The 24,279-nt window shown below is 60.1% G+C and carries 27 protein-coding genes and 1 riboswitch; of the genes, 17 read left to right on the forward strand and 10 right to left on the reverse strand.

Going from position 1 to position 24,279, the window contains the following annotated elements; translation table 11 throughout:
- Positions 1-98: 98 nt before the first annotated feature.
- Positions 99-1,643: a Fic family protein gene (locus G572_RS0110195; protein WP_029058386.1), complete on the reverse strand. Its 1,545-nt coding sequence runs from the start codon at positions 1,641-1,643 to the stop codon at positions 99-101.
- Between the two features lie 407 nt (positions 1,644-2,050).
- On the opposite strand from G572_RS0110195, the gene G572_RS0110200 reads away from it, so the two are divergent.
- The 5 genes from G572_RS0110200 (at position 2,051) to G572_RS26225 (ending at position 5,569) form a co-directional block, all read left to right on the forward strand.
- The gene (locus G572_RS0110200) at positions 2,051-2,557 is read left to right on the forward strand and encodes an antirestriction protein ArdA (protein WP_029058387.1); all 507 of its coding nucleotides are present in this window, start codon (positions 2,051-2,053) and stop codon (positions 2,555-2,557) included.
- A 12-nt stretch (positions 2,558-2,569) separates the two neighbouring features.
- On the forward strand, positions 2,570-3,001 hold the full coding sequence (locus G572_RS26220; RefSeq protein ID WP_156884543.1) for a hypothetical protein: 432 nt from the start codon (positions 2,570-2,572) through the stop codon (positions 2,999-3,001).
- Positions 3,002-3,264: 263 nt separating this feature from the next.
- Positions 3,265-4,035, forward strand: a complete 771-nt coding sequence (locus G572_RS0110210) for a hypothetical protein (RefSeq protein WP_029058389.1) — start codon at positions 3,265-3,267, stop codon at positions 4,033-4,035.
- Positions 4,036-4,696: 661 nt separating this feature from the next.
- Entirely contained in the window at positions 4,697-4,915 is a 219-nt protein-coding gene (locus G572_RS25910) for a hypothetical protein (RefSeq protein WP_029058390.1), read from the forward strand.
- Positions 4,916-5,056: 141 nt separating this feature from the next.
- Positions 5,057-5,569 carry a hypothetical protein gene (locus tag G572_RS26225; protein WP_156884545.1) on the forward strand — a complete coding sequence of 171 codons (513 nt, stop codon included), beginning with the start codon at positions 5,057-5,059 and terminating at the stop codon, positions 5,567-5,569.
- A 13-nt stretch (positions 5,570-5,582) separates the two neighbouring features.
- Here the strand turns inward: G572_RS26225 and G572_RS0110225 are convergent, their stop codons facing one another.
- Complete coding sequence (locus G572_RS0110225; protein WP_029058391.1) at positions 5,583-5,834, reverse strand: hypothetical protein; 252 nt, start codon at positions 5,832-5,834, stop codon at positions 5,583-5,585.
- Between the two features lie 316 nt (positions 5,835-6,150).
- Positions 6,151-6,747 carry a recombinase family protein gene (locus G572_RS0110230; RefSeq protein WP_029058392.1) on the reverse strand — a complete coding sequence of 199 codons (597 nt, stop codon included), beginning with the start codon at positions 6,745-6,747 and terminating at the stop codon, positions 6,151-6,153.
- Between the two features lie 160 nt (positions 6,748-6,907).
- Here G572_RS0110230 and G572_RS23380 point away from each other — a divergent pair, with 160 nt between their 5' ends.
- Complete coding sequence (locus tag G572_RS23380; RefSeq protein WP_037546485.1) at positions 6,908-7,249, forward strand: hypothetical protein; 342 nt, start codon at positions 6,908-6,910, stop codon at positions 7,247-7,249.
- 2 nt (positions 7,250-7,251) lie between these two features.
- Here the strand turns inward: G572_RS23380 and G572_RS0110240 are convergent, their stop codons facing one another.
- Entirely contained in the window at positions 7,252-8,031 is a 780-nt protein-coding gene (locus tag G572_RS0110240) for a hypothetical protein (protein ID WP_156884547.1), read from the reverse strand.
- Positions 8,032-8,221: 190 nt separating this feature from the next.
- Between G572_RS0110240 and G572_RS0110245 the strand changes: the two genes are divergently transcribed.
- On the forward strand, positions 8,222-9,322 hold the full coding sequence (locus tag G572_RS0110245) for a hypothetical protein (protein ID WP_156884549.1): 1,101 nt from the start codon (positions 8,222-8,224) through the stop codon (positions 9,320-9,322).
- A 16-nt stretch (positions 9,323-9,338) separates the two neighbouring features.
- Here G572_RS0110245 and G572_RS0110250 read toward each other — a convergent pair whose 3' ends face one another.
- The 6 genes from G572_RS0110250 to G572_RS0110270 all read right to left on the reverse strand — a co-directional run bounded on the left by G572_RS0110250 (position 9,339) and on the right by G572_RS0110270 (position 15,466).
- Positions 9,339-10,661, reverse strand: a complete 1,323-nt coding sequence (locus G572_RS0110250; protein WP_029058396.1) for a relaxase/mobilization nuclease domain-containing protein — start codon at positions 10,659-10,661, stop codon at positions 9,339-9,341.
- Positions 10,658-11,077 carry a hypothetical protein gene (locus G572_RS25915; protein WP_084650024.1) on the reverse strand — a complete coding sequence of 140 codons (420 nt, stop codon included), beginning with the start codon at positions 11,075-11,077 and terminating at the stop codon, positions 10,658-10,660. Before G572_RS25915 ends, G572_RS0110250 begins: the two co-directional genes overlap by 4 nt.
- A gap of 425 nt (positions 11,078-11,502) precedes the next feature.
- Positions 11,503-12,609, reverse strand: a complete 1,107-nt coding sequence (locus G572_RS0110260) for a serine hydrolase (protein ID WP_029058398.1) — start codon at positions 12,607-12,609, stop codon at positions 11,503-11,505.
- Between the two features lie 46 nt (positions 12,610-12,655).
- Positions 12,656-12,829, reverse strand: coding sequence for a carbonic anhydrase (locus tag G572_RS26655; RefSeq protein WP_245566196.1), 174 nt, complete (start codon positions 12,827-12,829; stop codon positions 12,656-12,658).
- A gap of 4 nt (positions 12,830-12,833) precedes the next feature.
- Complete coding sequence (locus G572_RS26660) at positions 12,834-13,757, reverse strand: carbonic anhydrase (RefSeq protein WP_245566197.1); 924 nt, start codon at positions 13,755-13,757, stop codon at positions 12,834-12,836.
- A gap of 365 nt (positions 13,758-14,122) precedes the next feature.
- A complete protein-coding gene (locus G572_RS0110270; protein ID WP_029058399.1) occupies positions 14,123-15,466 on the reverse strand; it encodes an MFS transporter in 1,344 nt (447 codons plus the stop codon).
- A 214-nt stretch (positions 15,467-15,680) separates the two neighbouring features.
- Here G572_RS0110270 and G572_RS23390 point away from each other — a divergent pair, with 214 nt between their 5' ends.
- The 10 genes from G572_RS23390 to tenA all read left to right on the forward strand — a co-directional run bounded on the left by G572_RS23390 (position 15,681) and on the right by tenA (position 24,279).
- Complete coding sequence (locus G572_RS23390; RefSeq protein WP_051242153.1) at positions 15,681-17,114, forward strand: M20 family metallopeptidase; 1,434 nt, start codon at positions 15,681-15,683, stop codon at positions 17,112-17,114.
- A gap of 365 nt (positions 17,115-17,479) precedes the next feature.
- Positions 17,480-17,680: a hypothetical protein gene (locus tag G572_RS0110280; protein ID WP_029058400.1), complete on the forward strand. Its 201-nt coding sequence runs from the start codon at positions 17,480-17,482 to the stop codon at positions 17,678-17,680.
- On the forward strand, positions 17,677-18,909 hold the full coding sequence (locus G572_RS0110285; protein ID WP_029058401.1) for an FAD-binding domain-containing protein: 1,233 nt from the start codon (positions 17,677-17,679) through the stop codon (positions 18,907-18,909). The genes G572_RS0110280 and G572_RS0110285 overlap by 4 nt, the downstream gene beginning before the upstream one ends.
- Before the next feature lie 62 nt (positions 18,910-18,971).
- Positions 18,972-19,076: riboswitch (TPP riboswitch) on the forward strand.
- Positions 19,077-19,206: 130 nt separating this feature from the next.
- Positions 19,207-20,064, forward strand: coding sequence for a bifunctional hydroxymethylpyrimidine kinase/phosphomethylpyrimidine kinase (gene thiD / locus G572_RS0110290; RefSeq protein WP_051242155.1), 858 nt, complete (start codon positions 19,207-19,209; stop codon positions 20,062-20,064).
- Positions 20,061-21,074: a glycine oxidase ThiO gene (gene thiO / locus G572_RS0110295; RefSeq protein ID WP_029058403.1), complete on the forward strand. Its 1,014-nt coding sequence runs from the start codon at positions 20,061-20,063 to the stop codon at positions 21,072-21,074. Before thiD ends, thiO begins: the two co-directional genes overlap by 4 nt.
- Positions 21,043-21,240, forward strand: coding sequence for a sulfur carrier protein ThiS (gene thiS, locus G572_RS0110300; protein WP_029058404.1), 198 nt, complete (start codon positions 21,043-21,045; stop codon positions 21,238-21,240). Before thiO ends, thiS begins: the two co-directional genes overlap by 32 nt.
- Positions 21,241-21,243: 3 nt before the next feature.
- Positions 21,244-22,017 (forward strand): thiazole synthase, encoded by a 774-nt coding sequence (locus G572_RS0110305; protein WP_029058405.1) that lies wholly within the window; start codon positions 21,244-21,246, stop codon positions 22,015-22,017.
- On the forward strand, positions 22,014-22,613 hold the full coding sequence (locus tag G572_RS0110310) for a thiamine phosphate synthase (RefSeq protein ID WP_029058406.1): 600 nt from the start codon (positions 22,014-22,016) through the stop codon (positions 22,611-22,613). Before G572_RS0110305 ends, G572_RS0110310 begins: the two co-directional genes overlap by 4 nt.
- Before the next feature lie 38 nt (positions 22,614-22,651).
- Entirely contained in the window at positions 22,652-23,587 is a 936-nt protein-coding gene (locus G572_RS0110315) for an ABC transporter substrate-binding protein (protein WP_029058407.1), read from the forward strand.
- A complete protein-coding gene (gene tenA, locus G572_RS0110320; protein ID WP_029058408.1) occupies positions 23,584-24,279 on the forward strand; it encodes a thiaminase II in 696 nt (231 codons plus the stop codon). The genes G572_RS0110315 and tenA overlap by 4 nt, the downstream gene beginning before the upstream one ends.

Genomic DNA, 24,279 nt, shown 5'->3' on the forward strand with positions numbered 1-24,279 from the left:
CTTAGCAATTCTCCCAACCTTCTGAAATTATACTATTCGCACCCATCTGGATAGTTTTCCACAATCATTATTCCCGTCTGAGTGGTCAATTAAGCCGCCTAAAGCGATGAGAAGGTATCGACATAGATCGCTTCGACCCGTTCCACTTCTTCTTCTGTAAGTGCCTCAAATTCCTTCTCTTTGGCGCGGTTTGACAGCTTGCCGTCATTCTGACCGAGAAACCGAAATAGCAGGTCGACGGTGCGCTCAGGCATGTCGATCATGCCTTCGATGCGGCGGCGGAATTCATCGTAGCGGCGCAGGAAGTCTGTCTCGTACGGCAGGTCGTGCTCGATGGTTCGTTTGACACATTCGTAGAGAAATTCGGCGTGCGGGGTGGCATCGAAAAAGCGGTAGAAATCGCCGGTTTCGTTCAGGGCGCGGACATTGAATTTCTCGGTTGGCTCCCAGCGGATATGGGGCAGCAGGCGCTGCGAATAGGATTCGAGCGTGGTGCGGTACTGATCGATCTGGTCGAGAATCGCTGCCGAGACCGGGAAGACAACGCCGGGCGGATTGTAGCCGCGATCAGCCAGGACATGATGAATGAGATAGCGGTGCAGACGGCCGTTGCCGTCCTCAAACGGGTGGATATAGACAAAGCCGAAAGCGAGGATCGCGGCGGCGATGACGGCGTCCATGTGCTGCGCGGGACCACGGTCGAAGGCGATCATGCCCGTCAGAAGCGACGGCAGGTCTTCGTGGCGTGCACTGATATGGTCCGGCAGCGGCAGGCGGGTATCGCGGTCATGGTCGCCGACAAATCCGCCTTCGTCGCGAAAGCCCAGCTTGATGAAGCGGGCGTCGCCAATGACGATGCGTTGCAGGCGCAGCAGCTCGTCCTCATCAAGCGGCTGTTTGCCTGCTTCGCCGATGGCGCGGCCCCAGCGCTGGATGCGGTCCTGCGGCGGGCTTTCGCCTTCAATCGCATAGCTGGATTTGGAATCCTTGAGCAGCAGGAAGGCGGCGGTACGAGCGAGCACATCGCGCGGGACATCGGCCACGATGTCTCTGGCGCGTTGCGCCAGGCCCTCGGCGATGTAGTCTTCCAGCCGCTTTGTGCGAAAGACCAGCGGACAAAACGCCGGAGTGCCGGGCAGATTATTGCGTAGCCGATAGCGTGGAACGGTTTCCCCTTCGATGCCCCATTGCAGATCGGGATCGAGCACGGGGGCATATTTTCCGGTCCGGGCATCGGGCAGGTCCAGCGCTTCCCCTGTGAGCCATTCATAGAGGAACCAGACGCGCCTTGCGTAAGTGCCGGTCGGTTTGTCGCGCACAATAGCTGTGATCGGGTCAGGGCCAACCTTGAGGAACAGGCACTTGAGAACGGCAAGGTCGAGCCCTTCATACTTGAGGGCGAAGGTCAGGTGGCCTTCGAGGCTGGCCGCTGGCGCATGGCGCGGTGTCATCATCCGCCAGCCATCACGCTCCAGCATGCGGTGATGAGCGCCGATGGCGCAGAGCGTGCGTGGCAGGGGGACTTCGAGCCTATAGGCATCGATCAGCGCGCTGTAGCCGGCAGGCGTCGCGGTTTCAGGAAGGCGTCTTTCCTGAAAAACGGATACTGGGCCTGAAAACTGGTGCTGTGCGGCCGAAGCCATGAAATCCGTGCCTTGCTCGGGGTTGCGTGGTTCCAGGAAGTACGTTTCCTGAATTTTGATTCTATCACATGAAAAATGGTTCTCATAGAAAAATATCGTGAAAAGCGATATTCGTGCTGTTTGGCCGTCCGGGCGGGCTGTCGTGAACCGAGCCTGATGTCTCGGCCATTTGGCTTCCATCCCTGACGCAATGAGTATTGGGCTGCTTTGCAGCGCTTTCCCGTTTGTCGGGGAAGCCAAGAGGCTTTGCCTCTTTCTCCCCGCAAGGAAAATAGACGCCGGCCGTGGCTCGGCTTTGCCTGCGCCCGCACCACCCGGCATCGATTTTCCTTAGCCCCTCCCATCTCCATCCTCAGCCGGAAGCAGGGTTGCATGAACAACCCACTTTCTATTTGGAGGATTTATCAATGACTTATCTCTTTGCTCAGCCCTATGACATTTCAGCAAGCGGCTTTTATTTCGAGAATTTTGAAGACTATCAGGCCAAGGCGGCGAAGGCCGTGAACCACTACGGTGAGCGTGTCGAAGAATTCGAGATCCAGTTTATCGATGGAGAAGACATCGATTGCGAACTCGCAAAAGCCTACGGGATCAATCAGGCCAATCTGAAAAGCTATTTCAGCGCTGTAGACGAACTGGACGAGGACGAAAAGAAAACGGTGATTTTAGCGGTTGGTGAATGCGGCTACGACATCGAACGTGTACTTGGCCATATCAGCGGCGTGGATCTGGACATCTACTATGTGTCCAGCATGCGCGAATTGGCCGAGCAGTTTGTCGAAGAAGGCCTGTTCGGGGAGATCCCCGAACGCCTGCAATACTATCTCGATTATGATGCCATCGCCCGTGACCTGTCGGTGGATTACACCGAGACGGTGATTGCCGGTGAAACCCTCATCTATCGCTGCGCATAAGAGGAGGGGATCATGACACAAGCCAATACTTCAAAAATCGAAATGGAGTGCGGCGGTTATTCCGCCGGGCATCCTTGGTATTATCTGCTCGGCGGCCCCGTGCCGACCTTGAAACAAATCCGTAGCTATGCAGAGAAATTTGAGCGGCGTGGCTACAGGGCAGAAGAAATCGATGCCGCGCACAGATTACCAGAGCCAAAACGTACGCATGCTCTTTCAAAAATACGTGCCGACATCATGGAAGAGCTGCGCAGGGATATCAGCGGTTATCGCAGAGCGGCAAAGAATCTGACAGAATACAGGAAGCAACACCAACCCGAGGCCAGTCCAAGGATCTGTGACGGTGTGCATGTGGCAATTAGCCTGAAACTCTCTCATCTGTTGAATGACTTCATCCATCTACAGAAGCTGGATTCCATACCCTCACAGCTCGACCTGTTTTGATTGGTAAGAAGGGCAAGTCTCTTGCCCTTCTGCCCCATGGCGAATGTGGGAGGGCAAGTGCAAGGGGACGGTGCGGGCGCAAGGCTTCGCCTGAGCCTCGGTTCCCCTTGCGCGCAGCGGGGGCAAAGCCCCTTTGAAATTATTGAGCCGTTTTGTCCGTTTGAATGGACAAAATCGGCTAGCGCCTTGCTGTGTAGGTCGCCTTTTGCCCGAAGTTCTAGTATAGCCATGCGCCACTAGGGGTTGAAGCTACGGGGGCTCGTTTGAACTATCCGCTCATCGGCGCAATAAGCGTGTTTACATTCGTCCTACTGGCCACAGCCAATGCGATGATCGTCCCGCTCGACGCGGCAGCAGTATGTGAGACGAAACTCTGCATCATCGTGCGCACCTTCAGTGAATACCAAACCCTAACAGGTGCGGGGCTTGCCATTATTGCGGCCTTTGTCGCCGCCCGCCCAGCATGGCTTCAGCTTCAAAAAATGAAACTGCAGCAAGATATTGCAGCGCGCTCCGCCATAGTCAGCCGACTAAAGGGAATTGAGGGGCGTGCCAGATACATGGAGAAGGAGGTGGATTCACTACTGCGTGAGATAATGAACCACCTTTACGATTTTGATGACGAGGGGGAGTTTGGATATGTTTCAACGCCAGTTGACCCGCAATGGGCTCACAATATGTCATCCCAGTGTCTTAGCATTGCCAGCAAGCTCGAAACCCATCAAAAATTGATGCGTGATACCCATCGTATAGAAGCTGCGCGGCGAAATGTTATTTTGGCGCTAGAAGCTCTAGATGATTGCCTGGACGGTATTTCTCTCCATGAAAGAGCACAAGGCGAACCAGAGATATCTTCTAGCCAACTAGAAGAATTTAAGAAAACTGAAGAAAAATCTAGAAACGACCTTCCGGAGAAAACCCGTGAAGTTAAAGAAGCCCTGGATGCCGCAAAAGAAGTTAGCGCATCCGAATCCAAGGCAATTCGTCGTCGCCTTCGCCGGATCGATGATGCCATTTTGGCCGAGGCCGAATAAGAGCCTTTATTCGGGCTCAACCGTCTCCGCTACAGAGCCGGAGACGGAGCACGGCTGCGCCGTGCCAACTCGGCCTCAATCGCGGCCAGTGTGGCGCGGATTGAAGGCAGATCCGCAGGATCGATCTGCGGGCAGGTCAGGGCGCGAAAGAGCAATGAGCGTAATCCATAAAGCTCCTGATCGCGCAGTCTTCGCAGTGCGTCTTGTCCAATCCATCCTCTCATAACAACCTCCGTTTCGTTTTGGACCCGAACCGTTCGGGTCGTCATGGCATCGGGAGGCGCAGGGGTGATCTGGTGAGACACCCGTCAGGGTCGCAACATCAAACGTGGAGCAGGAAAGCGCAGCGTTCCTTGTCATCCGCAGATCAGCTCATGCCAGAACCGAAATGCCTTAGACCCGAGCGAGTAGGGCAACGCAAACGGCGCGTTGTTTGGATGGATTGGTTTTGAACGCTGAAGAAGCCAGTGATCCGCCTATGCGCTTCGGGAAAGCCCGTCTTTTAGCGCATTCGTCCTGACCGAACGTGGCCTGCCGTCAAGTGCCTGCCCGCGCCTGTTTGCATAAACGCTCACCCGTGTTGGACATGACCGCGAGGCCTGCATCGCCCGGTCTATCGGAGCGGCGTAGACGAGCCAAACCCGAACCAAAGGAGGAAATCATGGCAAACTCAAATGAAAAACAAACCAATCCGCAACCCAACGCACCGGACTTTCTTGCCTGGCATGTCATCGACAAAGGCGAGAAATCGTTCTGGAACAAGGTCGGCGCCGCCTGGAAACATAAGGACGATAGGGGCTTCACCCTGCAGCTTGAGGTCGTCCCCATCAATGGCCGTATCGTCATGCGCCAGCCAATCGATGATCCAAAGCAAAGATGAAACGGCCCGGAGCGCCACAAGGCGTTCCATTCTATTAGATATAAATCAGTACGAAAAATATAAATCCATCTTATTGTAATACTAATAAATATATTATATGGTTTAATGACGTTATAATTTTTGTAATATTGTTGATCCGTCATGAATTTTATTGTTTTTCTTCTCCTAGTTCTATTCCCTTTCAATGTCTTTGCCGCCTGTTCGTCCCCGTCTGGGCAGGCAAGCCAGACTCGATATGATTTTACTGCGAATAAACTGTATTATTGCAATGATGCAGATTGGGTTGAAATGGGCGGTGGCGGCGGTGGAGGAGCGGGAGTTCCAACCGATGTAAAACTCACTACATCTTCTAACAATGGTAATTTTGGCGGTTTTGCAGGGATGAAATCTTTCATTGAAGCAAATGGATGCGCCGGATACCAGATTTGCTCAGCGGATGCCCTTTTTAAACACCTTGAGAATGGTGGGGTGAACCTTTCTGAGCGGGGGTGGGTAACTCCTGATGCTGTTCACAGTAGAGGAAGTTGCGCCGGCTGGACTTCATCAGCTGGCGGCGGTAACTATGGTTCATATTGGCTTGGTGGTGGATATTCGGGAGTCTACAACGTTACTTGTAGTATATCTATGAAAGTAGCTTGTTGCAAATTTGACTAATATTTAAAATAATTTACGTCCTTCGCGCTATCTGGGACAGAATACCCAAAATAACTGATCCAAGAAAAAGGTAGAACCCTCTCTGCACCATCTCGCCAGTCGTTGCCCCATAGCGCCGATCATAGAATGCTTGGGCTTGCGTCATGGCCTCGGGATCATCGGTCGGCAAACTAAAGCCGAGCCAGAACCCCATCCCCAGAAAAAACACCCCCAATGCAAGCCCAAGCCAAGCCAGCACCGAACCAATACGAACAAAGAACATCATTCCCTCAATCGTTGTTGCAAACGCTTAGTCTAATGCGTCAATGTTTAAAGCGAGATTTTGTTCGACTCCGCCCTTGATCGACGGTGGCGATGGTGAACTATAAAACCGACTTTTACCTTCACCAGTATGAATTTCTGTCATCGAATGAGACACCGTCTCGTTCATCGCTGTCCAGGCAACATGTGATTTTTTTGGGAATCCTGATCCTTCGTCGCCCTCGTCTCTCATTTAGTAGCTTACGGTTAAAGGAGCCGTTTCAAAACTTCGTGCAAGCCGGGGGCCGGCTTCCGCGTGTTTGCAACGCTCGATACAATTTTTATGCCGCATGATCCAACCCCATTCGCCGAATAGCCCGGTCCAACGTTATACGAGAAACGCCGAGCATGTCGGCGATATCGTTGCGGCGTTCTCCGGCTGCGATCAGGCGATGCGCCTCGACAACGGCTTGGGGTGATAGGATCGGTCGGCGGCCTAAGCGGGTGCCGCGTTTCTTCGCCGCTTCGAGCCCGCAAAGCGTGTTCTCCAGGATGATATCGCGCTGGAATTCGGCAAAGGCACTGAAGAGGTGAAAAACCAGCTTGCCGCCGGGGGTGGCGGTGTTGATGCCCTCGGACAGCGACATGAAATGAATGCCGTCCTCCTGAAAGCGCACCAGCAAATCGGAAAGATGCAGGACGGAGCGGCCCAGCCGGTCGAGCTTATAGACCACGACCATATCGCCAGCCTTAACATCGTCCAGCATGGCGTCAAGGCCGGGGCGGCTACCCTTTGCGCCCGACACGCCATGATCCTCGAAAATCGGTGTGCATCCGGCCTGGTTCAGCGCATCGAGCTGCAGAGAAAGCCGCTGGTCCTTGGTGCTGACGCGGGCATAGCCAACCCGGCGGCCAGAGCCGTTTTCACCCGCATTCATGCCCGCATCTCCGCTTCACAAAAACGATCCTTTTTGAGAAAGGTGGAAATGGGTGCGGAGCGCTTTTCGGCTCCGGCTGAAAGTCGCGGAAACGCTGGCGTCCTAGTTTTGCATAAGGTCAATTTTCTGTTTATCTTTCTTATATCAGAATCCATGAATTATGTTCGGCATAAAACTTGGTTTGAGGGCAAGTATTATCGTAATTTTTCTTGGATTTAGCATACAGGTGCATGCGGAAACCGGGCTGACTTCGAAGGAATTTCTGACTTGGAATGAGAGTAATCGGCGTTCCTATATTCAAGTCGCCATGATGTCGATGAATATGATCTCCCTCGAAAACGACAAAAGTCAGTCAGACTGCATTGGGGATTGGTACGCAGCCGACAGACGCGGCGGCGAAGAGTACATTTATGAAATAATGAAAAAGGCCCCGGACTATCACCCAATTGGTGTAATTATGGCCGTGCTTGAAAAGAAATGTGGTCCATTCAAATACCGCTGATTTTAGATCTCTGGTTTTGCGGCCACCAACGGTTGGTTTGACGTTCTTTCATTTTTGTAATTCGGAGCGTCAAACCGAGACTCAATCGTCTTGACCTTTGTTTCCATCTCATCAAGCCGCTCAATGACTCCATCCTGCTCTTCCCGGAAGGATTGGACGGCTTCTTTGGTCAGCGGATCGTCATGGTCTTCCAGGGCGTCAAGGATCTCGCCAAGGCGCAGACTGTGCCCGTCGCTTTCGGCTTGCAGATCCTCCAAGGTCGCGCGGTCCTTGATCAATGACTGATAAGTTTCGTGCGCCGGGCGTTCGGTCCAATCGATGCCATCGACAATGGATTGATCGACCGGCTCGTTATCGGCGGTGTAGACGTCACCTTTTTCATTCATAAATGCCTTGCGGCCATCGGGCAGCATAACAGCCTGTTCGAGCACTTCATCGATTCCGCGATCGATCTTCTCCATTGCGCGCTCGATGCGATCTTGCAGGTCTGTCACCTTGGCTTGTGCCGCCCGGTTTTCGTCGAAGGTGGCTTCGTAGAGGCGCGCATATTCGGGGTCGTTCAGGAGTATCCAATCGAGCGCTGAGAGCGATGAACCCGAGCGGCCACCGCCTGCCCCTTTGGCCTCGCGAAGAGCCTCCCGCGCTTCTGGACTTAGAAAGCGCGGAATGCGTCCAACATCGACGCCGGAAAGCTCCCTTTGAAGATCGTCGAAATCCACTTGCCGCTTCACATCATCGGCAGCACCAGACCCCTTGTTAAACTCCCCTAAATAATCCGCCATGATATAATTTCTTTATATATTTCATTGTTTTAAAGCACACGAGCATTATACCATTTTTAGTGATCGGATTGCAAAATTGGCGTGCTCTACCTGCACTTCTCGGGACGAATTCAGCAGGGATCAACGTGAAATGACAGAGAACAAAACTCTATCTCGCCAGGAGCTTTACAAGCTTGTCTGGGAGAAGCCGATGACCAAACTCGCCAAAGAGTTCAATCTTTCGGACCAGGGGCTTGCGAAGATATGCAAGAAATTCGACGTGCCTCGCCCGCCGCGCGGCTATTGGGCGAAACTTGAGGTTGGCAAAAAGGTCATTCAGGAGAAATTGCCGGAGAAAAAAGCCGGCACACCGGAAACCATCGTCATTTACGTGAGAAGCGAAACGCAGCCGAAGCCGGAAAAGGAACCTCGCCTGGAGATCGAGGCGAAAATTCCTCAGGAAATTGCTATTCCCGATACGCTTCGAAGCGCCCATCCCATCGTCAAAGGGTGGATTGAAAAGCACCGCCTTAAACAAGCCAAGAGACGGGCGGACAGCCGCGAATGGCGTATTGGCTGGCACTCAATGCCCCTTCTTGATTTGAGCGAACGCGACCTTTATCGATTGCGGGTGACTAGTGCCTTTCTGAAGATCTCGGAAAAAGAAGGAGTTACGATTGAAAAAAGTTGGGCAAAGGGTGCTTTGACTCTCATTGTCGAAGACGAAAAAGTCGAAGTCGTTATCCTCGAAAAGATGATTAAAACCTATGGGCAAGACAATGATGACATCAAAAACTGGAGTGCTTATGCGGATTGCTACCAAAGCGGCTTGCGTCCATCCGGCTTTCTCAGGTTTGAGATCAAAACTTACGTTCCGGATATCGCCAGAGGGCCGTGGATAGAAACCAAAACCCACAAGGCCGAGAAGATATTGCCAACCCTTGTCGAGGAAACGCTTCGCGCAGGCCCGGCATTGGTGAAACGTAAAAAGGAATGGGAGGAAGCCGAGCGGCGACGCCAAAAAGAGGCTATGGAGAGGCTCCGACTACAGCAAGCTAAAGAACTTGACGACAAACGTTGGGCCACGTTTATGGCCATGTGCACGGATGCGGACTCCGCAGAGAAGCTACGCGCTTTCATTGAGCGGCTGAAAGTCAAATTGGCGGTCGAAGGCGATATTCAGGTTGGCGACCTTAATTTAAGCGAATGGATCGCATGGGCCGAACAGCGAACCCGGCAACTCGACCCCTTTGAGCAGAGCCTTGAAGATCTGTTTGGGAACATCGCACAGACCAAACATTATAGCTTCTAGCTTACCGGTATGCCGATCACAGCTCGGGCTCAGGCCCGGAATTTGTTCGACCGGGCCCATGCATTCGATCAGCGCGTCTAGGCAACTCACTATTCCGACGCTCATTGGTACGTGGTTGCAGAATTTCCCGCCGCTTGAGCAGATAGCTCGCGATATCATGTTGCAGTTCGGAAATCTCCTTGCTGCGCTGCTGGCGTAGCGTATTGATTTTTTGCTGGAGCCGCTGACGTTCTTCGAGGTGCTGAACGATCAGCTTTTCCTTCTCCGCAGAATCGCGCCGGTAAGCCTGCCAGGCTTCATATTCGTTCTGTTGCTTAATTCGGCGTGTCTTGCCTGTTACACGACTCCATAACCCTCCAAGACCCCTAGGAAGCCTTGCTGCGCGTTGCTGAGCTTCCTGAAGCTGGCGCTTGCCCAGTTTCTCCGAGAGGAGGATGCGCTCTTTTTTCTGGCGCTCGACCATTTGCGTTCGCTGATATTCGATAGCGGGGCGCAAGCGGCGGTAGTACATATCGACATCACGGATGAAGCTCTTAAGCCTTTCATCCATGCGTTCGGACACCATCGCTTTTACCTCCTCAATGGAAGGAAGCTGCGTGTCCTGGCCAAAGCGATCCCTGATATCTTTAGTCTTCACGCCCGACCAACGTGCCAGTGAATAGACTTCTCCGCGCATGTCCACCGCGACCACGGCACGTCGGTCGCCTTTGGCAATGAAATAGCCTTTTTCCTCTAGAGCCTCTTTGAGAGCTTTGGCAGTGTCGGATCTTTGCCAGCTCTCCTGAAACATCGCTTTGATCATGCGCGGGTCTTGCTGGATACGTTTGGCCTGTTGCCATTCCTTTAGGCTGAAATTGAGTGGATTGCGCAGTTCGCGGTCGATGAATCCCTTTGGTAACTTCCTGCCATGTTCGAGATAGAGTTCCTTAGAAACCTCCATAAGGCGGTTTTTAAAAAAGGGGAGCTGCTTGGCCGTCATCGTCTGCGCATCGATACGCGACCAAACCACATGCGCATGCCGTCTGCCTTCTTTCTCATGGAAGACAATCGCGCGTGGATGATCATCCAGGCTGAGCTTTTGCTCGATCATTTCAATCGCGGTTTCGAAGGTCTCAACAGGCACGTTTTCCGTTTCGGGAGGGCTAAGGCTGAGCGAGAACAGAAACTGTTTGCAACGGCTGCCCTTGGCGATGGCTTCCGCCTCATACAACGCCCCGTGCAAATTCTCGCTCAGGAAGCCGCGCAGCTCATGCAGCTCCACATGCTCATTGTCCTGCGTATTCAGCAGGTGGCTGGCGAGCTGGGTGGCGTTTGCGCGTTGAGAGGCCTTCAGGATCATGGGCCACTCCCCGGACCCTTGCCGAGAGCTTCCATAAGAGCGCAGCGCATATCTTCGATGGCTGCACAAGCTTCCTTCAAGGATTCGTCGGTTTCCGGTGTAACAGGTAAAATGCCAGTGTTTACGGCGCGGGCGAGTTGGTTGAGGTTTGCCGATAGGCGGGACGCGCCGAGTTGGCCTAGAACGCGCCCAAGAGCTTCGTGATCTTTGACGGGGAAATTGCCGCGCGTGCGGCGTTTTTCGACATGTTCGCCAAGCAAGCGCTCACGAATAAAGGCTCCGAGCGGCATCCCACCTGCAAGCTCTTCAAGCTTGGCGCGTTCCGCAAAAGTCAGGCGCAGCGAAAAGGGCGGGGGATATTTCGGCTCTTTCTCGGAAGCCGCTAACCTATTGAAATTACGGTCCAGAGGGTTCATCGTCGCACCTCAGACCATTAGTGTCTAAATGTCTGAGATGGCGTTCCCACTCCTCAAGCGCTTCAAAGAGAGAGTTTAAACTTTCTCCCTGTGGGTGCGCCATTTCTTCCCCTCTGCACGACTTAAGCGCTGAAAAACGCAGCCGATCGCCGCCTGAATTGCGGTCAATAGGAGAGCGTGAGGCGCAGGTGAGCAAGAAGCCTGGAAACGGCGGCGTTTGGCGTTGGAAGAGTTTGAATCGCTTTCGGTCGAGTGCTTGCGACACGAATGAGTTTCGGCCTGATATGGCGGGAGCGTGGCCCCTTGTCGCCATTCAGTGACGTTTTTCCGGATCGCAGACCCTGCCGTTCCCGTTCGGTCCATGAACCGCAGCCTCGTGCCTTGGTGCGATGTTCCCGGTGTGCCTGCAGGCGCTGCGCCGCAGCCTAGCGAGGGGCGAGCGTGGCAATCAGCCGATTTGCGACACGGGCCATTGCCGTTGCAGCGGAGAAGTCGAACTGGTTGATGGCGATGAACACGCCGACGCCGCGCGAGGGTGCAAAGGCAATGTAACTGAAGACGCCGTCGGTTCCACCTGCCTTCTGGATCACCAGCGGACGGTCGCCGTCCGGCATCATGATGACCCACCCGAGCCCCATCGCGTCCATATGCCCGGATTCATCCATGCCCGAGACCGGATCCAGTCCGTCCCGGATCAGCCAGGCGGCGTGGCTGAGGGCGCGGGCTTCGGCGCCCACCTGCCCGAAGCGATCGAGGTTCCAGTGAAGATATTTGACCATGTCGTTGGCCGTGGTGTGCAGCGACGAGGCACCGAAGCGGTTCGGGGTCGGCTCGCCCGGATCCATTTCGACGCCGTTCCAGTCATAGCCCGTCATGACATTGTCTCCCCGGGGCCGGGGAAATCCGGTGGCCTCAAGGCCGATCGGGTCGAGCACCGTCTCCTGAAGGAGGTCGGAATAGGATGTTCCGGACAGTCCCGAGAGCGCCATCGCCAGCACATCGAAGGCGACGTTGGAATAGAAGATGCCGGTCTGGGGGGTGAACAGCAACGGATCGCCCGCGAGGTTGGCCGCAAAGGATTCGTCGCTGTAGCGCGCGACGCCCGCGACGGGCACGAGTTCGCGCGGCAACCCGCTGGCGTGTGTGACGAGGTCGATCAGACGGATCTCGCGCCCCTCGCGCTCGGGCAAGGCCTCGATGATACCGACATGCGGTCCGGCGGGGTCGGTCAGAGCGGCATTGCCGGCGGCGACCGTATGGGCGAGCGCGAGGCCGGTAAAGGTCTTGCTGATGGAGCCGACGCCGATCTGTGTGTCGCCATCCGGTTCCCGACCGCTGCCTTTACTGACCTCGCCGAAGCCGAAGACCGCGGACTTTCCATCCCGCACTGCGGCGATGACCAGCCCCGGAACGCCGCTGTCGAGATGGAATATCTGGCCGGTGAACGCCACCGCCTCGTTTAGAATTGCATCTTCTGCGGATGTGGGAGTGGCGACCAGAAGCGCAACGGAAGCAGCAATGAACGGTTTCATCGTCAATCCGGGGTTTGAGTATGAGGGGCGATGCTATCGGGGCAATCTAGAGCATTGTCACCCTGCCTGTGGCTATTTCATAGATGCCGGCGACGGCGTTGAGTCTGCCGGCGGCATGGGCTTCCGACAGGATCGGCCCTTCTGTCTTTGCCAGTTCGGCGTTGCGCCGGGCGTTTTGGGCCGTCGACGCTGCCAGCAGGTCATCGGGTGCGCTGTCCATCACCTCATAGACGGCCGGTCGGATCGCGTTGACGAGACTGGGCAGGTTGCCCCGGGGGGAGTTCACGGTCGTTGATTGAAGCGATCGTGGCCTCAACGGCGCCGCACGCTGTATGGCCAAGCACCACGATGGTCTTGATGCCCAGTACAGCCACGCCGTATTCGAGTGTCGCCAGACCCTCTTCGCTGATGAAATTGCCCGCCACGCGAATGACGAACAGGTCTCCCGGTCCCTGATCGAAAATCAGTTCTGGCGCCACGCGGGACTCCGAGCAAGTGACAATGGCTGCGAAAGGCTGCTGCCCTTGGGCGCGGGCCGCACGTGTGACGGAATGATCCGTATTGATCGCCGCATTGTCGACATAGCGCGCATTGCCGTCCATCAGACGCTGCAGCGCCGCCTCAGGTGAGTCAGGCGCTGCTTTGAGCTCCCCGGCTTGTGCACATCGGAGCTGAGAAACTTGTCTCGACGGCAAGGCCCACGCCGCAGGATCAAGCGCTCGCGCAGCCTCAAGGAGCTCCCGTTCTGAGAAACCTATATAGGCTGTTTGCGTGCCTGCCGGCACGTAGATGTCGAAATCGGTTCGCTCAGGCATGAAGAATATGCTTTCCGTACAGCTAGCCGCGTGGTCGGAAAAGCGGAACGCCATACTCGGCGTGGAGTATGAAATTCTGCAGAAATCCGCAGGAGTGGAGCCCAGCTTCTGGACAGCTGCAAACTGGTGCTCTTGTACGATCTGCTGGCTTCCCAGGTCCAGAGTATGCATCTGCGACACCTGGCCGCCGCGACTGAGCTGATAGCACGCCATGGCAACCCAAGGCTGCATGGTCGCCTGTGCGGCGGCGTCCTCGATTGTCTTCGCGCGCAAGGCGTTGCCAAAGGCCGCGCCGTCCTGCGCCGCTGGGGACGCGTCAATCGGGACTGTCATGCGAGCTTGTTCCATATGAAGCGGTGACCGTCCTCTCAACCTATTCTGCGGCAACCGATATGGCGAGCATCGAGAAGGCCTCTTCTCGACGGGCGGAATGTGCACGTCCTGCGGTTGGTGTCGCAAGCGAACCGGCGGCTCCCGGCCCCCAAATTTCCGGTCACACACTTGCGGCCGTGCTGGCGCCGTCGTCGGCAGATTGAGGCTTTGGCCCTCCCGACTGGATCGAGAGCGCATGCTGGAATTTTGAGGACTATGGCGTAGATAGGGTTGCGATCTTCACCCGGTGCGGCGCGCCGTTTCTCCCTGGAAATTCCGATCCGGATCCCGCCTGACGCGGTGAGAAGTCGGCGCGAACCGCGCGGTCACGGTTTCTTCTCGGCCGTGACGGCCTCGGCGGCCAGTTCGACTTCCGCCGCCTCCATTTTCGCTTGTTCGTCCGCTTCGTCTTCGGCGGCGGCTTCGCGTTCGGCCTCCGCGTTCTCCGCCGCCCAGACGCCGGCGGCTTCCACCGCCACGGGCGAGGCGGTCGGCAGGACGCCGAGGTAGCTTTCCGTTTCCTCCGTGGGCACGACGGCGCGCTGCGTCATGCGATAGAGCGCATAAAGCGCGATGGCCGCGAAGGTGACGCCGAGCGACGGCCAGAAGGCGAAGGGGCCGAGCTCTTCCATCGCCCAGCCGGTCGCAAGCGGGCCGGCAATGGCGCCGAGCCCGAAGGTGAAGACCAGTCCGCCCGAGGCCGCCGGCATGTCTTCGGCCGAGAGCGTGTCGTTGGTATAGGCGAGGAACAGCGCATAGAGCGGCGTCGTCACCCCGCCGGCGAAGAAGGCGGCCGTCATCAGCGCCACCAGCCCGCCGCCGGTCACCCAGCCGAGCAGGCAGGCGGCCGCGCCCATGCAGGACGCGCCGAGGATCAGCTTGCGCCGGTCCATGCGGTCCGACAGCCAGCCGATCGGGTATTGCAGCACCAATGCGCCGGCAAAGAGCATGGCGACGAAAAGCGCGATCTGCGAGGCGGTCATGCCGATCTGCGAGCCGAAAACCGCGCCCATGCCCGATTGCGTCGCATAGACGCTGCCGAGCAGGAAAATGCCGACCGTTCCGAGCGGGGAGCCGGCGAACAGGCCCCTGAGCGACATCGGCCGCGCGACCTCCACCGCCGGCACATGGGCGACCGACAGCAGGATGGGTGCAAAGGAGACCGACACCAGGATCGAGGCGCCGATAAAAAGCACGGAGGTGCCGGCATCGCCCAGGGTCAGCAGGCCTTGCGCGCCGATGATGCCGAGCGTCTGCGCGATCATATAGGCCGAAAGCACCTTGCCCCGTGTCTCGTTGGTGGCGGCGTCGTTGAGCCAGCTTTCCGCCGCCACATAGATCCCCGACATGCAAAAGCCGACGAGCACCCGCAGCAGCGTCCAGGCGATGGGGTCGGTGAAAAGCGGAAAGGCGATCAGCCCGGCCGACATGAAGCTTCCAAGGGCCGCGAAAACCCGCACATGCCCGACGCGGCGGATCAGCGCCGGCGTGAAGCGCGCGCCCGACAGGAAGCCGGTGAAATAGCCCGAGGTCACGATGGCAAGCTCGGCCGCGGAAAAGCCCTCGATGCCGCCGCGCAGGCCGATCAGCGTGAAATGCATGCCGTTGCCAAGCATGATCAGCACAATGCCGAGCAGCAGCGCCCAGACCCCGGCCAGAACCTGAAACATCACCCGTCCTCGTCCCGTCCGTGACCGTTCCCTGCGCTCCCAGCCTTGACACAGGCGACGATGTGCAATCGTCAATACAGCGTCGCATTCCTGTCCGATTGCGACAATTCTGACGCTGCGTAAATTTCGGGCATTCCTCGACAATCTATCCAAGCGTCTGAAAACGCTTTAGCTTTGCCCGCAACCAGAGGAACGGGCAGGGAGACGCCGGAACATGACGACACGGAACGGGGCGGTGGAACGGGCTGCGCGCTACTTCGACGAGGGCAATTTTCGCAAGGATCTGGCGCGGCTCGTCGCCTTCGAGACGGAGAGCCAGAACCCGGCGCAGGCAGCCGAATTGCGCCGCTACATCGACGAGATGGCCAAGCCCTGGCTGGAGCGTCTCGGCTTCACTTGCGAGGTGCTGGAAAACCCCGATCCGCGCGGCGGCCCGCTGCTCTACGGCGAGCGCGTCGAGGATCCGGCGCTTGAGACCGTCTTCACCTATGGCCATGGCGATGTCATCCGCGCCCAGACCGAGCAGTGGCGCGAGGGCTTGCATCCCTTCGCGCTGGTGGAGGAGGGCGACAAGCTCTACGGGCGCGGCACGGCCGACAACAAGGGCCAGCACCTGATCAATCTCTCCGCGTTGGAAGCGGTGCTTGATGCGCGCGGATCGCTCGGCTTCAACGTCAAGATCGTTCTCGAAATGTCGGAGGAAACCGGCTCGCCCGGTCTCGCCAAGCTTTTTGCCGACAACCGCGAGCGCTTCGCCGCCGACGTGCTGATCGCCTCCGACGGGCCGCGTCTGGAACCCGACCGCGCGACGATGTTCATGGGGTCGCGCGGCGGCGTGAATTTCGATCTCAAGGTGCATTTGAGGGACGGCGCGCATCACTCCGGCAACTGGGGCGGGGCGCTGGCCGATCCGGCGACGATCCTGGCCCATGCGATTGCGGCCATCGTCGATCGGCGCGGCTCGATCCGCGTTCCCGAATGGCGGCCGACGAGCCTGACGCCGGAGATCCGCGCCACGCTCAAGGGCCTGCCGGTCGATGGCGGCGACGGGCCGAAGGTCGACCCCGACTGGGGCGAGCCGGACCTGACACCGGCGGAACGCGTCTTCGGCTGGAATTCCTTTGCCGTTCTGGCGATGACGAGCGGCGTGCCGGAGGCGCCGGTCAATGCGATCTCGGGCGAGGCCCGCGCCCACTGCCAGCTGCGCTATGTGGTCGGCACGGACCCGGACGACATTCTCCCCGGCCTGCGCCGCCATCTCGACCGCGAGGGCTTCGACATGGTGGAGATCACGCCGGCGGACCGGGTGTTCTTCCGCGCGACACGGCTCGATCCGGCGAACCCCTGGGTCGGCTTCGTCGCCGCCTCGCTGGAAAAGACCGCAGGCCAACCTCCGCATATCCTGCCCAATCTCGCCGGCTCGCTGCCCAACGACACGTTTTCCGAGGTGCTCGGCCTGCCGACGGTCTGGGTGCCGCATTCCTATCGCGGCTGCTCGCAGCATGCGCCGAACGAGCATGTCATCCAGTCCACCTGCCGCGAGGCGCTGCAACTGATGGCGGGGCTGTTCTGGGACATCGGCGAGCGGTCGATTTCGACCGGCCGAAGCAAAAGCGGCGAGCCTGTTGAACAGGGATGGAAAGAATGACGATTTCTCAATATGTTGCGCCGATCTGACACGATGACCCAGGTCGTCATCCCGGACGGAGCGTGAGCTGCGATCCGGGATCGGCGAGGCACGATGTTTCGGCTCTTGTCTTGCCAAGAAAACTGGATTGTGGCTCCCCGATACCGGGTCGCGGCTCGCGCCTTGCCCGGTATGACGCGGGAGTGGCGATACCCTCCGTAAGCCCGCCCGCAAGGTCTTGAGAGGCCTGTTCCGTCCGCCCGCGATAGCCGGCGCCTCGCCGCGTTGTGTGATCTCCGGTCGGCGATGGTCTGTGCCAAAGTGTCGCGGGCGCGAACCGCGTCGGTGCACCGGGCGTAAAAAACTCATCCAGACGGGAGGACAGGATGATTGATTTTCGCACCCCTTACGACCCGCGCGATCTGTCGCGCATGATGAGCCTTCAGGCCAGTTATCTTCGCCAGGACGGGCTTGTGATCGAAGCCCGCGCATTGGCGAAGCGCGCCGATGAATTCGGCGCCTATGCGATGCTCATGCAGGATCTCGGCACGTTGCCGGTCCGGTCGGAGACCGGCGCCCGCACGTGAGCAAGACGACCTTCCCCGCATCGCGGGCGGAGGCAACGGCGCGGCTGGCGGCGTTCCTTCCGCACGCCGGAAAAGACTACGCCCGGCTGCGCAATCACGACCCCGGTCCCGATGCGCCCTCGCATGTGTCGAAGCTTTCGCCCTACGTTCGCCACCGGGTCCTGACCGAGGCGGAGCTGGTCCGCGCCGCCGTCGACCGGCATGGTGAGGGGAGGGCTGAAAAATTCATTCAGGAAGTCTTCTGGCGCACCTACTGGAAGAGCTGGCTCGAGCTTCGCCCGGGCGTCTGGGACGCCTATTGCGCCGCGCGCGACCGTGTTCGGGCCGAAGTCACCGCCGACGCCGATCTCGCGGCGGATCTCGCCCGCGCGGAAGTCGGGCGCACCGGGATCGACTGTTTCGACCACTGGGTGCGGGAACTGGTCGAGACCGGCTATCTGCACAATCACGCGCGCATGTGGTTCGCCTCGATCTGGATTTTCACGCTGAGATTGCCGTGGGAACTGGGCGCCGATTTCTTCCTGCGCCATCTGCTCGACGGCGATCCGGCCTCCAACACCCTGTCCTGGCGCTGGGTCGGCGGGTTGCAGACGCGCGGCAAGACCTATCTGGCGCGCGCCGACAACATCGCGGCCCACACCGGCGGACGGTTCGACCCGCAAGGGCAGCTGGCGCAAGAGGCGCTTCCGCTCGACGGCCCGCTGCCACCCGTGCCGCGGCCGATTGCGCCCGGTCCAAGGCTCGGGAACGATGGCGGCCGGACCGGGCTTCTTGTCTTCGACGACGATGTCGACGTGCAAGAGCTGGCCGAACGCGTCATGCCGGTTGCGGTCGCCGGTGTTTCCAGCGCGGCGGCGCGCTCCGATGCGCCCGTGGCGTCGAATGTGCAGGACTTTGCCGCAGGCGTTCTGGACGATGCCCTGTCGCGTCTGTCGGTTCCCGGTGCGCGTGTGCATGAAACGGTCCTGACACCGGAGGGGATTGCGGAGACCGCCCGGCGCTGGGCGCGCGAACACAGGCTCGACCGCGTCGTCGCGCGCCATGTCCCGGTCGGGCCGGGGCGCATCATCGCGGATCGCATTGCCGGAGCGCTCCAGCCGGGCGGTGTCGCCTTCGTTCAGGACATGCGCGGCTACGATGCCCGCGCCTGGCCGCTCGCCACCACGGGCTTTTTTCCTTTCCGGAAACACATTCCGGATCTGGTCGCCGCGCTCGAGACCTCCGACTGAGCGCGGGGCAGCTCTGCGTTCGCACCGCTTGACCCGCCCGCGGCCGTCTCCTATCGTCGCCTTCGATTTCGTTGGGGTGCCCGTCGGGGCTGAGAGACGCGAAGCTGCGTCAACCCACTGAACCTGATCCGGGTCGTACCGGCGGAGGGAACGAATGAAGCGCCGTCAGGCGCATGGCCGCAATGTGACGCGGTCTTTCGGATCTCCCTTTTCGCCAGAAAACCCGCCCGGATCGCGACCTTTGGTTTGCGCGCGCACGGGCTCTGCCGTGTTCGACGCGGGGAGAGCGGGTGAGACATGGACGCGACGACACGCGACCGTAGGGCAGACACAGCGCGCGGCAAACCGGCAGCGCCGGCCATCGCGCTGACCGTCGCCGGTTCCGACAGCGGTGGCGGCGCAGGCATTCAGGCCGATCTCAAGGCGTTTTCCGCGCTTGGCGTTTATGGCGCCAGCGCGATCACGGCGATCACGGCGCAAAACACGCGGGCCGTCACCCATATTCACGACATTCCCCTCGATGTTGTCGCCGGCCAGATCGCCGCTGTGCTCGACGATCTCGACGTGGCGGCGGTGAAGATCGGCATGCTGTCCTCGCCGGAAATCGTCGAGACGGTCGCCGGGGCGCTTGTCGGCTACGACGGTCCGGTGGTGCTCGATCCGGTGATGGTCGCCAAGTCCGGCGCGCAATTGCTGCGGGACGAAGCCGTTGCCGCCGTGCGCGATATCCTGTTGCCGCGCGCAACGCTCGTGACGCCCAATCTGCCGGAGGCAGCCCTTTTGCTCGGCGAGGATCCGGCGAGTGACCTTGCAGCTGCCGAGTGCCAGGGCCGCGCGCTTGCAGCCCTCGGTCCGGCCGTCCTGATGAAGGGCGGACATGCGAAAGGCGCCGTTTGCACCGATCTTTTGATCGCCGGCGATCTTCCCTCGCTTCAACTCAAGGCGCGGCGGCTTGAAACGAAAAACACCCATGGCACCGGCTGCACCCTTTCGGCGGCGATTGCGGCGGGCCTCGCGAAGGGGGCAGGTCTCGCGCAGGCCGTGCGCGACGCTCACGCCTATCTGCATGGCGCGCTTTCCTGCGCCGATGAACTGAACGTGGGCTCCGGCCATGGCCCGGTGCATCACTTTTATCGCCAGTGGGAGCGCGCATGACTCAGGTCTCGGTCATCGGAGCCGGCGTCGTCGGCCTGACCTGCGCCACGGCTTTGACGGAAACCGGCCACGACGTCACGGTCTTCGACCGGGCAGACGGTCCGGGGCCGGCCTCCTGCTCCTGGTGGGCGGGCGGGATGCTCGCGCCCTGGTGCGAGGGCGAGAGCGCGGAAGAGCCGGTGGAACGGCTCGGCGCCGAGGCGCTCGACTGGTGGGCGGAGCGCGTCGACGGTGTCGCGCGCAACGGCAGTCTCGTGGTCGCGCCGGCGCGCGATGCGGCGGACCTGCGCCGGTTCGAGCGGCGGACACGAAACGCGGAGAAGATCGACGGCGAGCGGGTCGCGGAGCTGGAACCCGATCTCGCCGGCCGCTTCCGCCAGGCGCTGTTCTTTGCGCGCGAAGGCCACCTCGATCCGCGTGCCGCCCTTGCCGGACTGCGGCAGCGGCTGGCGGAGGCGGGCACGCAGGTTCGCTACGGCGAGGACCGCGATCCCGAAACCGCGCCGGGCGATATCGTCGTCGACTGTCGCGGGCTGTCGGCGCGCGGGGACGTCGCCGGGCTGCGCGGGGTCAAGGGCGAGATGCTGGTGCTGCGCACGGCGGAGGTGGCGCTGTCGCGCCCCGTGCGGCTGCTGCATCCGCGCATTCCGCTCTACATCGTGCCGCGCGGCGAGGGCGTCTTCATGGTCGGCGCGACGATGATCGAAAGCGACGAGCGCGACCGCATCTCCGCCCGCGCCATGCTGGAGCTTCTGGGCGGCGCCTATGCGCTGCATCCGGCCTTCGCGGAGGCCGAGATCCTGGAAATCGGCGTCGATGCGCGGCCCGCCTTTCCCGACAATCTGCCGCGCCTGACGCGTGAGGGGCGCGTCCTCCGTGCCAATGGCACCTATCGCCACGGCTTCCTGCTCGCGCCTTCGCTTGCCGCGCAGGCCACCGGGCTTGTCACCGACCCGTCCTCCCAACCGGAGTTTTTCCATGAGCATCATCGTCAACGGCGAACCGCATGACCTTGCGCCGTCTTCGCTGGCGGCGCTCCTGACCGATCTCGGCTATGGCGAGGCCATCGTCGCAACCGCTCTCAACGGCGATTTCGTGCCGGCGGAAGCGCGCGACGAAACGCCGGTCGCGCCCGGCGACCGCATCGAGATCCTCGCGCCGATGCAGGGAGGCTGAGCCATGCTCAAACTCTACGATCACACGGTCGAAAGCCGGCTGCTGCTCGGCACCGCGCTCTATCCCTCGCCTGCGATCATGGCAGACGCCATGCGCGCGGCGCGCTGCGACATCGTCACCGTGTCGCTGCGCCGGGAATCGGGGGCGGCACGCGCCGGGCAGGATTTCTGGGGCTTTATTCGGGATCTCGGCATCCGCGTGCTGCCCAACACCGCCGGCTGCCACACGGTCAAGGAGGCGGTGACCACGGCGCAAATGGCGCGCGAGGTCTTCGCCACGTCCTGGGTCAAGCTCGAGGTGATCAACGACGCCGACACGCTCCAGCCCGACGTCTTCGGTCTGGTCGAGGCGGCGCGGATCCTCGCCGATGACGGCTTCCAGGTGTTTCCCTATTGCACCGAGGATCTCGGCGTTGCCGAACGGCTGGTCGAGGCCGGCTGCGAGGTGCTGATGCCCTGGGGCGCGCCGATCGGCTCCGCGCGTGGCCTCAACAATGTCTACGGGTTGCGGTCGCTGCGCGCGCATTTTCCCGACATTCCGCTGATCGTCGATGCCGGTCTCGGGCTGCCGTCGCATGCGGCGGCCGCGATGGAGCTTGGTTATGACGCGGTGCTTCTCAACACGGCGGTCGCCAAGGCCGGCGACCCGGCGATGATGGCCGACGCCTTCGCCCGCGCGGTCGAGGCCGGCCGGCTGGCTTATGCAGCCGATCCGCTGGAGCCGCGCGACATGGCCGCTCCCTCCACCCCCGTTCTCGGCAAGGCGTTCCTGGAATGAAACTCGATCCCTTTTACCCCATCGTCGACAGTGCGGCCTGGGTCGCGCGCCTCGTCCCGCTCGGCGTGCGGCTGGTGCAATTGCGCATCAAGGACCGGCCCGAAGACGAGATCCGCGCCGAAGTCCGCGAGGCGGAAGCGCTTTGCCGCCGCCACGACTGCCTGCTGGTCGTCAACGATTTCTGGCAAATCGCCATCGAGGAAGGCTGCCGCTTCGTGCATTTGGGTCAGGAAGACCTGGCCGACGCCGACCTCGCCGCGATCCGCAAGGCGGGTCTGGGTCTGGGCGTCTCCAGCCACGACCATGCGGAACTGGAAACGGCGCTCGCCGCAACGCCCGACTACATCGCCCTCGGGCCGGTCTATCCCACCATCCTGAAGAAGATGAAATGGGCCGAGCAGGGCCTCGACAAGCTCACCGAATGGAAGGCGGCAATCGGGGATATCCCGCTCGTCGCCATCGGCGGCATGAGCGTGGAGCGCGCGCCCGGCGCGTTTGCCGCCGGCGCCGACATCGTCTCCGCCGTCACGGATATCACTCTCAACGAGGACCCGGAAGCGCGGGTCCGCGCCTGGCTTGACGCAACGCGCGTCTGACTCAATCGCTCTCAAGTTTCACGAAACGAGGCACGAAAATGCGAATTCTTGCACTGATTTTGTCGATAGTGATCAGCATGCCGGCCATGGCAGCCGACAAGATGACGCTGCTGCTCGACTGGTACGTCAACCCCGACCACGGTCCGGTGATCGTCGCGCAGGAGCTTGGCTATTTTGCCGATGCAGGCCTCGAGGTCGAGGTCATCGCCCCGGCCGACCCGTCCGCGCCGCCCAAGATGGTGGCCGCCGGCAAGGCGGATCTGGCCATCTCCTATCAGCCGCAGATCCACCTGCAGGTGGCGGAAGGCCTGCCGCTGAAGCGCGTCGGCACGCTGGTCGCCTCGCCGCTCAACTGCCTGATGGTCCGCGACGACGGTCCGGTCAAGACCATCGCCGACCTGAAGGGCCGCAAGGTCGGCTATTCGGTCGCCGGCGTCGAGGAGGCGCTGATGGTCGCCATTCTGGCAAAGCACGGGCTGACGATGGACGATATCGAGATGATCAACGTCAACTGGTCGCTGTCGCCGTCGGTGATGTCGGGTCAGGTCGACGCGGTCATCGGCGCCTACCGCAATGTCGAACTCAACCAGATGGAGATCGAGGGCGTGAAGGGCCGCTGCTTCTTCATCGAGGAAGAGGGCACGCCGACCTATGACGAACTGATCTATGTCGCCAATCCGGAGCTGATGGACACCGACATGATCGCCCGTTTCCTGGAGGCGACCGAGCGCGCGACCCAGTATATCGTCAACCACCCGGAAGAGAGCTTCCGCATCTATTCCGGCACGGCCAAGGAGCTGCAGGACGAGCTGAACGAGCGCGCCTGGTTCGACACGATCCCGCGCTTTGCGCTGCGTCCGGCCGCCCTCGACCATCGCCGCTACGCGCGCTTCGAGGCATTCCTGAAGGACGCGGGTCTGATCGAGACGGTCAAGCCGGTCTCCGACATCGCCATCGACGTGACCGCACCATGAGCGAGGCACCCGATTTCGGATCGCCGGTCTATGCCGCCTGGCGGGCGTCGGCCGGACCGGCATGGCCGGCCTATACCGGTCACGCCTTCGTCAAGGGCCTTGGCGACGGCACGCTGCCGCGCGATGCCTTCCTGCATTATCTCAAGCAGGACTACATCTTCCTGTTCCACTTCGCCCGCGCCTGGGCGCTGGCGGTGGTGAAGGCGGATACGATCGCGGAGGCGCGCCTGGCGGCGGCCATCGTCGACGGGCTGGTCAATACGGAGATGTCGCTGCATGTCGAGATCTGCGGAAGGGCCGGTATCGCGGAGGCGGATCTGCTCGCCGAGGAGGAAGCGCTGGAGAACCTCGCCTACACCCGCTACGTCACCGATGCCGGGCTTTCGGGCGATTTTCTCGATCTGATCGCAGCCCTTGCCCCTTGCGTGATGGGCTATGGCGAGATCGGCTTGCGGCTTCAGGAAACATCCGCGCCCGACACGCCCTATCGCGAGTGGATCGAGACCTACGCCGGTGACGACTATCAGGCGCTTTGCGCCAAGGTCGGCGCGCTGATCGAGACGGCGACGGTCGCCCGCCTCGGCGCGCGACCGCAGGACACGCCCCGCTTCGCGGCCATCGCCGCGCGTTTCCGCAACGCGACGCGGCTTGAGGTCGGCTTCTGGGGCATGGGGCTCCGGGGTCATGTGTGA

It is taken from the genome of Stappia stellulata DSM 5886 (genome assembly GCF_000423705.1).
GTDB lineage: Bacteria > Pseudomonadota > Alphaproteobacteria > Rhizobiales > Stappiaceae > Stappia > Stappia stellulata.